Below are 11,484 nucleotides of genomic sequence, written 5' to 3' on the forward strand. Positions count from 1 at the left end.
CAGTAGTTCAAACCAGGCGCCTTGCTCACGAAGCGTTTGACGTTGCTACTCTACATAAAGATCTACAGCCGGTAATAGATGAAATGTGCTGCAGCACATTTCATCTATCTGCATTGCGCCCATAGCCCCTCGCCGTCACGAGATAGGCCTGCGCGTCGGGCCGACTCGCGAGGCGCCACGTTTCGACGAGACATTGCGGAGCGTGGAACGACAGCGATGCCGGCCACGACGCAAATGGAGTAATCGCATTCGATTCGAAAGTGGGCTGGGATTTCCAGCCGGTCGGCTCGCCATTGACACCAGCCATCGCCGAAACCAACCCGTTGACGATATTGCTGGCACAGGTCGACAACGCCGCGTCTGCGGCATGAAACGCGACCAGATGATCGTGCATGCCCGCCGCGTTGCGCGAGACAGCCACCGACTGTTCGAACCACGCCGCCGTCGTCGCCGGCATCATCGATGCGATCAGCAGCACTACGGGCAGCGCCACGCCCCGACTCCGCGCCCGCCGATGTGCCCATCGCCCGAGCCTGACTCCCGTTTCGCTCATGCCGCGCCTCCCTCGTTGTTTCGTATCGCGACGCGCCGCCAGAATGCGCGTCGCACTCGCCTGTCCGTACTGACGACGGATACGCCATCGCAATCGACATATCGCGTCTGCGCTGTCTGCGGCGCCCCCGAACGAGCACGCAAACGTCGACGGCGACGACGTTGACCCACTGTGCGGGCATCAGTGCCGCTGCATCGATTGCCGACAATGCGCCGACGAGCCAGTACCGCAAGCGCATGCGCTCGACGCCTTCGACGAGTGGCTGCGACGAATTCGCCTTGCCCGTCCCCTCGCAGTACAACTCCGGTTCGCCCGTCGAGCCGCTGACCTTCGCATAGAAGCGGTTGACGATAGCCACGCCCGACGCATTGGCGTCCGTTTTCGTTACGCCTTGGCCGAGGCAATCCGTCGAGAGCCCGGCAGTGGAAGGCCATGTCGATACGTTGTCGGCCATGTAGCGCACTGCGATTCCGTCCGAATGAGTTGCGAGCGCTTCGCAACTCAGGTTGTCGTCAGCGCCGACAGGCCTTCCGCCCGTGCAGCCAAAAAGCCCCGGCCGTGCAACGAACGAGTTCGACATGTCAGCGGGAACGAAGCCCGCCATTTGCACTTGCCCGCCGATCAAGGTCAGCGCGGTCATGCCTGCATCGTTGATCTGGGCCGCATCGGCGGCTTGCGTAAATGCGATTCGCTGCGAGTGGTACAGGGACACTGCGCCCGCCGTCACGATCAGCCCAAGCGCCATTGCTATTGTCATTTCGAGCAGAGTGTGACCGTACGTGTCGGCAAAGCGCGAGCGGCGCCCACGTCCACGAGAAAACGAAGCGAGCGGCTTCATCGGGAAAAGGCCATGACAACGCACTGGACGCCTCGAGGCACCTCGACATCGCCGCACGACGCAGGCATATCGGTCCCGTCTGCGGCGCCCGGCGTAGTGCGAGTCGCAAACGGCTGCGCGACCCATGTCGTGCGAGCAAACGACAGATCTGCAGAAGAGCCGGTGACGGCAGCATCACCCTTCGGCAAAAGGCTCGCCGCGCGCAGCTTCCATTGACCCAGTGCGGCGTCGTTCACAGCGGGCGCGCGCGCCGCTTCCGCGACTGCATCGGCGACGAGCGGCGCCTGCTCGCGATACGACATCGCGCGAGCGTCGCGCGCAATCGACAACTGCACGGCAATCAAGCCCAGCACGGTCACGGCCGTGACGGCGACTGCGATCAGCACCTCGACGAGCGACTGGCCGCACGACGAAACCCTGTGCGCGCGCCTCATGTCGTCGCCCCACATGCGCCATCGGCAATGCGCGCCCGGCCACCCGCCGCGATGCGGATGCAGCGGCGCCAGTCCTTGCCTTGTGTCGCAATCGAATCGACGCGAGGGCCGATATCGAAGCTGCGAAAACTGCCGTTGGCCTGACCGGCGGGCGGCGTGAAGGTGAGACTGGTCAGCGCGCCCGCGATGCTGACCGACGCGAGGTCGGGCTGCACGCGCAACGGATAGAGGCCTCCCCCGCGCTCGATCATCACGGCCCATCCGCAGGACCAGTCGACGGCGCCCGTCTTGCACGGCTGTCCGGTGGCGAGACAGCGCCGCGCGGCATCGATCCGGCACACCGTCACGCGTGTGCCGCGCCGTAGTGCTTCGCCGCGCGCATAGCTGAGCGTGGACAGCATCTCGCGAGCGCGCGCATCGACCTGATCGCGCAGATGCCACGCAACGAACGACGGTGCCGTCAGCGTCGCGATGATCGCGAGCAGTGCAATCACGACGAGCGTTTCGAATAGCGTCAACCCGCGGCAGTTGTGCCGCGCATGAACATTCCGATTCATCTGCATTCCTCGATATCCAACAAGAACGCGACGACTCTAACGGTGCACGACAACACCCACAATTAGCCGAACGGCCAGGTGGCGGACGCACGAATCCCTGCACGACAATGCCCGTGCATCGATTGAATTCGCGGTTGAACTTCAGGGAGAGAAAATGCCTATGCGCGAAAAATCAGCGCTTGCGGGAAGGCTTCGCGGGAGCGGCATTAGCGTTCGTGCGGCGGAACTCTTCAATGACGTCCTCGAATTCCGACACGTCTTCGAACCGCCGGTACACGGAAGCAAAGCGGACGTACGCGATAGTGTCGAGCGCGCGCAACTCGTTCATCACCAGCTCGCCCAGGCGCTCGCTGCGCACTTCGCGCTCGCCGCTGCCGAGCAACTGGTACTCGATGCGCGACGCGGCGGCGTCCACCGCGTCGGCAGCAACGGGGCGCTTGCGCAGCGCCAGTTGCATGCTCGCGACGATCTTGCGGCGATCGAATTCCGTGCGGCTGCCATCCTTCTTGACGACTGCGGGCAACGCGAGCTCGACGCGCTCGTACGTCGTGAAACGCTTATCGCAGGCCGGGCAGCGACGGCGGCGCCGGATTGCGGCGCCATCCTCCGATACACGCGAGTCGACGACCTGCGTATCGTCATGCCGGCAGAAGGGGCAGCGCATCGCGGCTTAGCGGTAGACCGGGAAGCGCTGCGTCAGCTCGGCGACCTGCGCGCGCACGCGTTCGATCGTAGCCGTGTCTTCCGGATTGTCCAGCACATCGGCGATCAGGTTGCCGACCTGCTCGGCTTCCTTCGTGCCGAAGCCGCGCGTCGTCATCGCGGGCGAACCCAGGCGGATGCCGCTCGTCACGAACGGCTTTTCCGGATCGTTCGGAATCGCGTTCTTGTTCACGGTGATGTGCGCCGCGCCCAGTGCCGCTTCCGCTGCCTTGCCCGTGATCTTCTTCGCGCGCAGGTCGACCAGCATCACGTGGCTTTCCGTGCGGCCCGACACGATGCGCAGGCCGCGCTTGACGAGCGTTTCAGCCAGCACGCGCGCGTTGTCGACCACACGCTGCTGATATTCCTTGAAGTCCGGCGACAGCGCTTCCTTGAACGCGACGGCCTTGGCGGCAATCACGTGCATCAGCGGACCGCCCTGAATGCCCGGGAAAATTGCCGAGTTGATCGGCTTTTCGTACTCGGCCTTCATCAGGATCACGCCGCCGCGCGGGCCGCGCAGGCTCTTATGCGTGGTCGTCGTGACGAAGTCGGCGAACGGCACCGGGTTCGGGTAGACGCCCGCCGCGATCAGGCCGGCGTAGTGCGCCATGTCGACCATCAGATACGCGCCGACCGACTTCGCGATTTTCGACAGACGTTCGAAATCGATGCGCAGCGCGAACGCCGATGCGCCCGCGACGATGATTTTCGGCTTGTGTTCCTGCGCGAGCTTTTCGGCTGCGTCGTAGTCGATGTCCTCGGCTTCGTTCAGGCCGTAGCTGACCACGTTGAACCACTTGCCCGACATGTTGACGGGCGAGCCATGCGTCAGGTGGCCGCCGTGTGCGAGGCTCATGCCCATGATCGTGTCGCCCGGCTTCAACATCGCGAAGAACACGCCCTGGTTCGCCTGCGAGCCCGAATTCGGCTGGACGTTCGCGGCTTCAGCGCCGAACAGCTCCTTCACCCGATCGATCGCCAGCTGCTCGACGACGTCGACGTATTCGCAACCGCCGTAGTAGCGCTTGCCCGGGTAGCCTTCGGCGTACTTGTTGGTGAGCTGCGAGCCTTGCGCCGCCATTACAGCCGGGCTCGTGTAGTTTTCCGACGCGATCAGTTCGATGTGCTCTTCCTGACGGCGGTTTTCGTCCTGGATTGCGTTCCAGATTTCCGGATCGACGTTGGCGATGGTGCTTTGGGCTCTGTCAAACATGCTGGTTCCGTTAAGTATGTTCAGGTTGACCGGATCGTGCGCAGGTCATGTGCAAGGAGCGTAGTGGGTACGCAGCACTGCTGGCGGTCTGGAGCCTTGACATGGCGGGTGAAGGAGGTGCCGCACACGCGAGGCAGGACAACCACCGGCAGCGCAAACGACAGCGCGCGCGAAACATGGCTGCCCAGGCGAACGGCAAAACGGCACCCTGCGCTTCACGGTGGGACGCTCCACCTTGAACCCGTCAGGCTTGACGCCGTTGAGTTCTATCGCCAGTCACGCAGGGGTGAGCGCGTTAGTTTATTGGAACCGGGTCGAATAGGCAACCGAGCCTCGCCCGCCGCTAAAAGTCCCGTCGCGCTGCGATGCCTGCCCCGCAAACGTGCCTTCTCGCAACGGGGTCATGGTTGCCGCAGCGCCCCATTGGAAGTAGGCTTGTGGCCTTTCTCCACCGACCAGGGTACAGCAATGATCGTGTTCGTCACCGGGGCGTCCGCAGGGTTCGGCGCCGCTATCGCGCGTGCTTTCGTCAAGGGCGGCCACCGCGTCGTCGCGACAGCGCGCCGCAAGGACCGCTTGCAGGCGCTCGCCGATGAACTCGGCGAAAACCTGCTGCCCTTCGAACTCGACGTGCGCGACCGCGCGGCCGTCGAAACCGTCCCCGCCGCCCTGCCCGCGGATTTCGCCGCCGTCGACGTGCTCGTCAACAACGCCGGCCTCGCGCTCGGCCTCGAGCCCGCGCAGCGCGCGCTGCTCGACGACTGGACGACGATGATCGACACCAACTGCACGGGTCTCGTGCAGGTCACGCGCGCGTTTCTGCCGGGCATGATCGAACGCAATCGCGGGCACGTGTTCAATCTCGGGTCGGTGGCAGCCACCTGGCCGTACCCGGGCGGCAATGTGTACGGCGCAACCAAGGCGTTCGTGCGCCAGTTCAGCCTGAATCTGCGCGCCGACCTGCACGGCACCCCAATTCGCGTGACGGACATCGAACCGGGCCTGTGCGGCGGCACCGAATTTTCGAACGTACGATTTCGCGGCGACGACGCGAAGGCGGCGACCGTCTATCAGAACGTCCAGCCGCTCACGGCCGAGGACATCGCCGATTCGATCTACTGGATCGCGACGCGCCCCGCGCACGTCAACATCAACACGATCGAGCTGATGCCCGTCGCGCAGTCATTCGCCGGCCTGAACATTCACCGCGGCTAGCCGTCGAGCACGTCGCACCCGAGAGCCGCAGTGTTCGTCCAGCCGCGCAAACCGGCCACGATTTCATGCAAGAGTGCCCAAAAATGCGGCGTTCTATTGCGTTCCGGTAAAATGCGCGGCTATGAATATGTCTGACAGTCAGTCCGGTGCGGATATCGGCTTTATCTGGCCAATTCGCGTGTATTACGAAGACACCGACGCCGGCGGCATCGTGTTTTACGCGAACTACCTGAAGTTTTTCGAGCGCGCGCGCACCGAATGGTTGCGCGCGTGCGGCGTCGATCAACGCAAGCTGGCAGAAGAATCGGGAGCGCTTTTCGTCGTGCGCAGCACCGCGCTCGACTATCGCGCGCCCGCCCGTCTCGACGATATGCTGCGCATCGTCAGCCGGATCGAACGGCTTGGCCGCGCATCGGTGGATTTCGCTCAGGAAGCCTGGCGCGGCGACGCGCTGCTGGCAACGGGCACGATCCGCGTCGGCTGTGTCGACTCGAACTCGATGAGGCCGGCCGCCATTCCTCCGCCAGTTCTCGCCGCATTGCGGCGCGGAGCGGCCTCAGACGGCGCCAGTGTGTCAACGACGGATATTTGAGCGTCGTTGTCAGCTGGACAGTGAACTCGTAACGGTCACAACAAGACCAAGCATGGTTCGGCGAAGGGTCAGCCGAAGCTTCCGGTTTGCCGGCTGAACGCCGACCGAACGCTTCGACCCACCTTGCAGCCGGACGCCCCATCCGGGACGTTACAGCGAACCTCTATGAACACTACACAAGATCTGTCGATCATTTCCCTCGTTCTCAATGCGAGCCTGCTGGCGCAGGCCGTGATGGCGCTGCTGCTGCTGCTGTCGCTGATGTCGTGGACTTTCATCTTCCGCAAGTGGTTTGCGATTCGCCGCGCACGGGCGCAGACTGAACGTTTCGAACGCGATTTCTGGTCGGGCGGCGACCTGCAGGCGCTATATCAGAGCGCCGCGAACAACCGTCACACGATCGGCGCGCTCGAACGCATTTTCGAGTCGGGCATGCGTGAGTTTCTGAAAGGCAAGGAAAAGCGGATCAACGATCCCGGCGCCATTCTCGACGGCGCTCGCCGCGCGATGCGCGCCGCGTTCCAGCGCGAAATGGACGTGCTCGAAGCAAACCTCGCGTTTCTCGCATCCGTCGGCTCCGTCAGCCCGTATATCGGTCTGTTCGGTACGGTGTGGGGCATCATGAACGCCTTCCGCGGCCTCGCGAATGTCCAGCAGGCCACGCTCGCGAACGTCGCGCCCGGCATCGCCGAAGCGCTGACGGCAACTGCCATCGGCCTGTTCGCCGCGATTCCCGCCGTGGTCGCGTACAACCGTTACGCGCACGATATCGATCGCCTCGCGATCCGCTTCGAGACCTTTATCGAAGAGTTCTCGAACATCCTGCAGCGTCAGGCCCATTAAGGAGTCCACGATGGCCGGTTCAGTCCGTTCCAGCATGCGCGGCAGCCGCTCGCGCCGCGCGATGGCCGACATCAACGTCGTGCCGTATATCGACGTGATGCTCGTGCTGCTCGTGATCTTCATGGTGACGGCCCCGCTCGTCGCGCCGTCGATCGTGAACCTGCCGACTGTCGGCGGCGCCGCGCCGCAGCAGCAGACGCCGCCCGTCGTCGTCAACATCCGCGCGGACGGCAACATGAGCGTCAAGTTCAAGGACGACGCGGGCACGACGCAGCAGGAGACGATGACGCAGGCCGACCTGCGCAGCTTCGTCACCGATCGTCAGGCCGCGCATCCCGACCAGCCTGTCGTGATCGCCGCCGACAAGACGGTCAAGTATGAGGTCGTGATGAATGTGATGTCCGACCTGAAGGCTCGCGGCGTCAAGCGCGTTGGATTGCTCGTCAAATCGCAATGATCCGCCGACCGAAAAACGCCTACCCGCTTCAGCCGCCGCGTGAACGCGGCACGGGACGCGCGTTCGCGCTCGCCGCGCTGATGCATGTGCTGCTCGGGTTCTTCCTGTACCACGGCATCCACTGGCAGAACAGCACGCCGGCGGGCGCGGAAGCCGAACTGTGGACGCAGGTGCCCGACACCTCCACGCCACGGCCCGTTCCGCCGCCGGCCGCGCCCGTCAAGCCCGCGCCGCAGGTCAACGACGAAGAGGCCGACATCGCGCTGCAGGAAAAGAAGCGTAAACAGCAGGAAGCCCAGCGTCAGGCACAGCTCGCCGAGCAGCAGCGTCAGCAGAAACTGCAGGCCCAGCAGGAAGCCGAAGCGAAGCGCCAGCAACAACTCGCGGCCGACCAGGCCGCGGCGGCCGCCGCCGCGAAGCTCAAGCAGCAACAGCAGCAGGCCGAGAAGCTCAAGCAGCAGCAACTGTCCCAGCAGAAGCAGGAGCAGTTGAAGAAGCAGCAGGAAGAGCAGCAGAAGGAACAGGAAGCGAAACAGGCACAAGCTGAAGCGCAGGCCAAGGCCGATGCGGCGAAGGCCGCGAAGGCAAAGGCCCAGGCGCAGGCACAGGCCGACGCCGCGAAAAAGCTCGACGCGGAACGCCGCCAGCGCCTCGCGGCGTTGCAGGGCATGGCGGGCGGCGAAGGCTCGACGGGCAACGGTCTCGCGAAGAGCGGCACGGGCAGCGGCGCGGGCGGCAACGCCACGTCGCCCGGTTATGCGGAGAAGGTGCAGCGCCGCGTGCGTCCGAACATCATCTGGTCGGGCGATACAGCGGGTCTGGAAACCGTCGTCTCCGTGCGCTGCTCGCCGTCGGGCACGCTGTTGAGCGCCACCATCACGCGCAGCAGCGGCAACTCGGCGTGGGACGACGCCGCCCTGCGGGCCGTCCAGCGCTCGGACCCGATGCCGCAGGATATCAACGGCAAGACACCGGAAAGCTTCAAGATCACGCTGCGTCCCGCCGCCTGACAGCCGTTTTCATTCGCCCGCCAGCGTGCGGGCGGACCGGGAACGATTTCTGCCTAGGGCGGTCTGTTCGTAGTCGTGGAGTGTTAGAAATTCGTTTTTGGGGAATCTATACAGAATGAGTTTGATGACCAAGCTAGGACTGCGAGCGCTGGTAGCGTCGTGTCTGATCGCCGCCGGCAGCGCCGCCCATGCACAACTCAACGTCCTCGTGACGGGCGTAGGGTCCACCCAGTTCCCGATTGCCACGGCAAATTTCGCCAACGAGGCAAATTCTCCCCAACAAATCAGCACGATCGTCCGCCAGGACCTTCAGCGCAGCGGCAAATTCACCAATATCGACGCCGGCAGCGCGCCCGTTTCGGAAAGTGATTCGGTCGATCTGGGCGCATGGAAGGCCAAGGGCGCAAACGCGTTCGTGGCAGGCAGCGTGACCCGCTTGCCGAACGGCCAGTATCAGGTGCGCTTCAAGCTGTATGACACCGTCAACCAGCAAAGCCTCGGCGGCCTCGAACTGGTCAGCCCGGAAAGCGGCCTGCGAATGAGCGCGCACAAGGTCGCCGACTATATCTATGCAAAGCTGATGGGCGGCCGCGGCGTGTTCGCGACGCGTCTGTCGTATGTGATCAAGACGGGCAACCGTTATCAGCTGCAGATCTCCGACTCGGACGGCCAGGACGCGCACATCGCCCTCTCCAGCCCCGAGCCGATCATCTCGCCCGCATGGTCGCCTGACGGCACGAAGGTCGCGTATGTGTCGTTCGAGAAGAAGAAGCCGATCGTCTACATTCACGATCTGCCGACGGGCCGCCGCGTGATCGTATCGGACCAGAAGGGCAACAATAGTGCGCCGGCGTGGTCGCCGGACGGCCGCACGCTCGCAGTCGCCCTGTCGCGCACCGGCAACACGCAGATTTTCGCAGTCAACGCCGACGGCAGCGGCCTGCGCCGCCTGACACAAGGCAGCTCGATCGATACCGAGCCGGCTTACTCTGCGGACGGTCAGTGGATCTATTTCACGAGCGACCGCGGCGGCCAGCCGCAGATCTACAAGATGCCCGCCAGCGGCGAAGCCTCGGGCGGCGCGCAGCGCGTCACGTTCACGGGCAACTACAATACGAGTCCGCGCGTGAGCCCGGACGGCAAGCAGCTCGCATATATCTCGCGCACGGGCGGGGGCTTCAAGCTGTATGTCCAGGATCTGCAGTCCGGGGTCGCAACGGCGCTCACCGACACGACACATGACGAATCGCCGAGTTTCGCGGCGAATGGTCAGTACATTCTTTACGCCACACAGGTGAACGGCCGTGGCGTGTTGGCCGCAGTATCGACAGACGGTCGTACGCGGCAGGTCCTGTCCGTTCAGGGAGGCAGCGTGCGCGAGCCTTCCTGGGGCCCGTTTATGCAATAACACACAAGGAGAGTGAAGCATGATGTCCAAACTTCGTATCGCGTTTGCCGTGAGCATGGTCGGCGCGCTGGCTGCATGTCATTCGGGCGTGAAGCTCGACGAAAACGCCAATAAGGCCGGTACTGGCGCGCAGCCGAACCCGAACGATGTCGCCACGGTGAACGTCGATCCGTTGAACGATCCGAACAGCCCGCTGGCAAAACGCAGCATCTATTTCGATTTCGACAGCTATTCTGTTAAGGACGACTACCAGCCGCTGCTGCAACAGCACGGCCAGTACCTGAAGACGCATCCGCAGCGTCACGTTCTGATCCAGGGCAACACCGACGAGCGCGGCACGAGCGAGTACAACCTGGCACTCGGCCAGAAGCGTGCTGAAGCCGTCCGCCGCGCGCTGGCGCTGCAGGGCGTTGCGGATTCGGAAATGGAAGCCGTGAGCCTCGGCAAGGAAAAGCCGCAGGCAACGGGTCATGACGAAGCGTCGTGGGCGCAAAACCGCCGCGCGGACCTCGTCTATCAACAGTAATAGGTGACAAGCCGTATGACGCACCGTTTTTCCTGGCTGCGCATGGCCGCAGCCGCCTGCGTCGCGGGGACGGCCGTGATGGCCCTGCCCGCTCACGCTGGCATGTTCGACGACGATCAGGCTCGCCAGGCGATCCTCGATCTGCGCAGCAAGACTGATAGTCTGTCGGGCCAGCTGTCGGCGGCTCAACGCACGATCCTCGATCAATCCAACCGTCTCGACCAGCTGAACCAGCAGGTCGCGACGCTGCGCGGGCAGAACGAGGATCTCGCCAATCAGCTCGCCACGTTGCAGAAGCAGCAGAAGGATTACTACAGTGACCTCGACGGTCGTCTGAAGAAGTTCGAGCCGCAGCAGCAGACGGTCGATGGCGTGCAGGGCACCGTGCAGCCCGGTGAAACGGAAGCGTTCAACGCGGCTTCGCAGCAGTTCCGCAACGGCGACTTCAAGAATGCGGCGGCGTCGTTCCGCAGCTTCATCACGAAGTACCCGCAAAGCCCGTATCAGCCTACGGCACAGTACTGGCTCGGCAACGCGCTGTATGCGCTGCGCGACTACAAGGGCTCGACGACGGTGTGGCAGGGCGTCGTGCAGAAGTACCCGCAGCATCCGCGCGCGCCTGAGGCGCTGCTCGCCATCGCGAACAACCAGCTCGAGCAAGGCCAGAAAGCCGCCGCCAAGAAGACGCTCGAACAGATCGTCGCGCAGTACGGCGGCTCGGACGTCGCGCAGTCAGCGCAGAGCAAGCTGTCGCAGATCAAGTGATTTCGCAGCGGCCCGCCTTGTACCGGGCGCGTTTGCGGGTTGTAGTCAATGCGTAGTGTCGACGTTCAGGAAGCGATACACGCCTCTCGCCGGAAAGCCCGGAACTTCACGGTTCCGGGCTTTTCTTATTTGAGCGGTCGTGTAGTGTTTGCTCGCTCGGTTTCTTGACAACCCTCTGCTTCGCCGATATAATCTCGCTTCTCTTTTGGGTCGTTAGCTCAGCTGGTAGAGCAGCGGACTTTTAATCCGTTGGTCACTGGTTCGAATCCAGTACGGCCTACCACCTTCCTCGCGGAAAGGACAATCAGACACTTGCGAGAATCGCAGTGCTGAATGAAATGAAAATGGCCCGATCGGCTTACGCTGAT

General features: G+C 63.5%; 13 protein-coding genes, 1 tRNA gene, 1 pseudogene and 1 riboswitch. Of the genes and pseudogenes, 9 read left to right on the plus strand and 6 right to left on the minus strand.

Going from position 1 to position 11,484, the window contains the following annotated elements:
• Positions 1-100: 100 nt before the first annotated feature.
• From J8I87_RS14740 to glyA, 6 genes and pseudogenes are all read right to left on the minus strand, one after another.
• Positions 101-493, minus strand: coding sequence for a hypothetical protein (locus J8I87_RS14740; RefSeq protein WP_209932194.1), 393 nt, complete (start codon positions 491-493; stop codon positions 101-103).
• 56 nt (positions 494-549) lie between these two features.
• Positions 550-1,310: pseudogene (locus J8I87_RS14745) on the minus strand (PilW family protein).
• A gap of 77 nt (positions 1,311-1,387) precedes the next feature.
• Positions 1,388-1,840, minus strand: a complete 453-nt coding sequence (locus J8I87_RS14750; RefSeq protein ID WP_245253944.1) for a hypothetical protein — start codon at positions 1,838-1,840, stop codon at positions 1,388-1,390.
• Positions 1,822-2,388: a GspH/FimT family pseudopilin gene (locus J8I87_RS14755; RefSeq protein WP_409518760.1), complete on the minus strand. Its 567-nt coding sequence runs from the start codon at positions 2,386-2,388 to the stop codon at positions 1,822-1,824. Before J8I87_RS14755 ends, J8I87_RS14750 begins: the two co-directional genes overlap by 19 nt.
• A gap of 166 nt (positions 2,389-2,554) precedes the next feature.
• Complete coding sequence (gene nrdR, locus J8I87_RS14760) at positions 2,555-3,046, minus strand: transcriptional regulator NrdR (protein WP_209932196.1); 492 nt, start codon at positions 3,044-3,046, stop codon at positions 2,555-2,557.
• 6 nt (positions 3,047-3,052) lie between these two features.
• Positions 3,053-4,300, minus strand: a complete 1,248-nt coding sequence (gene glyA, locus J8I87_RS14765) for a serine hydroxymethyltransferase (protein WP_209932197.1) — start codon at positions 4,298-4,300, stop codon at positions 3,053-3,055.
• Between the two features lie 175 nt (positions 4,301-4,475).
• Positions 4,476-4,590, minus strand: a riboswitch (ZMP/ZTP riboswitch).
• A gap of 178 nt (positions 4,591-4,768) precedes the next feature.
• Between glyA and ydfG the strand changes: the two genes are divergently transcribed.
• The 9 genes from ydfG to J8I87_RS14810 all read left to right on the plus strand — a co-directional run bounded on the left by ydfG (position 4,769) and on the right by J8I87_RS14810 (position 11,399).
• Positions 4,769-5,515 carry a bifunctional NADP-dependent 3-hydroxy acid dehydrogenase/3-hydroxypropionate dehydrogenase YdfG gene (gene ydfG / locus J8I87_RS14770; RefSeq protein ID WP_209932320.1) on the plus strand — a complete coding sequence of 249 codons (747 nt, stop codon included), beginning with the start codon at positions 4,769-4,771 and terminating at the stop codon, positions 5,513-5,515.
• Positions 5,516-5,636: 121 nt separating this feature from the next.
• Positions 5,637-6,107 carry a tol-pal system-associated acyl-CoA thioesterase gene (gene ybgC, locus J8I87_RS14775; RefSeq protein ID WP_209932198.1) on the plus strand — a complete coding sequence of 157 codons (471 nt, stop codon included), beginning with the start codon at positions 5,637-5,639 and terminating at the stop codon, positions 6,105-6,107.
• Between the two features lie 165 nt (positions 6,108-6,272).
• Complete coding sequence (tolQ, locus tag J8I87_RS14780; RefSeq protein WP_012401829.1) at positions 6,273-6,950, plus strand: protein TolQ; 678 nt, start codon at positions 6,273-6,275, stop codon at positions 6,948-6,950.
• Between the two features lie 10 nt (positions 6,951-6,960).
• Positions 6,961-7,407: a protein TolR gene (gene tolR / locus J8I87_RS14785; protein ID WP_209932199.1), complete on the plus strand. Its 447-nt coding sequence runs from the start codon at positions 6,961-6,963 to the stop codon at positions 7,405-7,407.
• The gene (gene tolA / locus J8I87_RS14790; protein ID WP_209932200.1) at positions 7,404-8,417 is read left to right on the plus strand and encodes a cell envelope integrity protein TolA; all 1,014 of its coding nucleotides are present in this window, start codon (positions 7,404-7,406) and stop codon (positions 8,415-8,417) included. Before tolR ends, tolA begins: the two co-directional genes overlap by 4 nt.
• Positions 8,418-8,532: 115 nt before the next feature.
• On the plus strand, positions 8,533-9,825 hold the full coding sequence (gene tolB / locus J8I87_RS14795) for a Tol-Pal system beta propeller repeat protein TolB (RefSeq protein WP_209932201.1): 1,293 nt from the start codon (positions 8,533-8,535) through the stop codon (positions 9,823-9,825).
• A gap of 19 nt (positions 9,826-9,844) precedes the next feature.
• Complete coding sequence (pal, locus tag J8I87_RS14800) at positions 9,845-10,351, plus strand: peptidoglycan-associated lipoprotein Pal (RefSeq protein WP_209932202.1); 507 nt, start codon at positions 9,845-9,847, stop codon at positions 10,349-10,351.
• Positions 10,352-10,366: 15 nt separating this feature from the next.
• Positions 10,367-11,116, plus strand: coding sequence for a tol-pal system protein YbgF (gene ybgF / locus J8I87_RS14805; protein ID WP_209932203.1), 750 nt, complete (start codon positions 10,367-10,369; stop codon positions 11,114-11,116).
• A gap of 207 nt (positions 11,117-11,323) precedes the next feature.
• Positions 11,324-11,399: transfer RNA gene (locus tag J8I87_RS14810), tRNA-Lys, on the plus strand.
• Positions 11,400-11,484: the final 85 nt, after the last annotated feature.

The organism is Paraburkholderia sp. LEh10 (assembly GCF_017814945.1).
In the GTDB taxonomy this organism is placed as follows: Bacteria; Pseudomonadota; Gammaproteobacteria; order Burkholderiales; family Burkholderiaceae; genus Paraburkholderia.

Excerpts from the sequence above, each read along its gene's own strand:
- J8I87_RS14750 (WP_245253944.1), bottom strand. The coding sequence starts at position 1,840 with ATGTGGGGCGACGACATGAGGCGCGCGCACAGGGTTTCGTCGTGCGGC.
- ydfG (WP_209932320.1), top strand. The coding sequence starts at position 4,769 with ATGATCGTGTTCGTCACCGGGGCGTCCGCAGGGTTCGGCGCCGCTATC.
- ybgF (WP_209932203.1), top strand. The coding sequence starts at position 10,367 with ATGACGCACCGTTTTTCCTGGCTGCGCATGGCCGCAGCCGCCTGCGTC.
- pal (WP_209932202.1), top strand. The coding sequence starts at position 9,845 with ATGATGTCCAAACTTCGTATCGCGTTTGCCGTGAGCATGGTCGGCGCG.
- nrdR (WP_209932196.1), bottom strand. The coding sequence starts at position 3,046 with ATGCGCTGCCCCTTCTGCCGGCATGACGATACGCAGGTCGTCGACTCG.
- glyA (WP_209932197.1), bottom strand. The coding sequence starts at position 4,300 with ATGTTTGACAGAGCCCAAAGCACCATCGCCAACGTCGATCCGGAAATC.
- ybgC (WP_209932198.1), top strand. The coding sequence starts at position 5,637 with ATGAATATGTCTGACAGTCAGTCCGGTGCGGATATCGGCTTTATCTGG.
- tolR (WP_209932199.1), top strand. The coding sequence starts at position 6,961 with ATGGCCGGTTCAGTCCGTTCCAGCATGCGCGGCAGCCGCTCGCGCCGC.
- tolQ (WP_012401829.1), top strand. The coding sequence starts at position 6,273 with ATGAACACTACACAAGATCTGTCGATCATTTCCCTCGTTCTCAATGCG.
- tolB (WP_209932201.1), top strand. The coding sequence starts at position 8,533 with ATGAGTTTGATGACCAAGCTAGGACTGCGAGCGCTGGTAGCGTCGTGT.
- J8I87_RS14755 (WP_409518760.1), bottom strand. The coding sequence starts at position 2,388 with ATGCAGATGAATCGGAATGTTCATGCGCGGCACAACTGCCGCGGGTTG.
- tolA (WP_209932200.1), top strand. The coding sequence starts at position 7,404 with ATGATCCGCCGACCGAAAAACGCCTACCCGCTTCAGCCGCCGCGTGAA.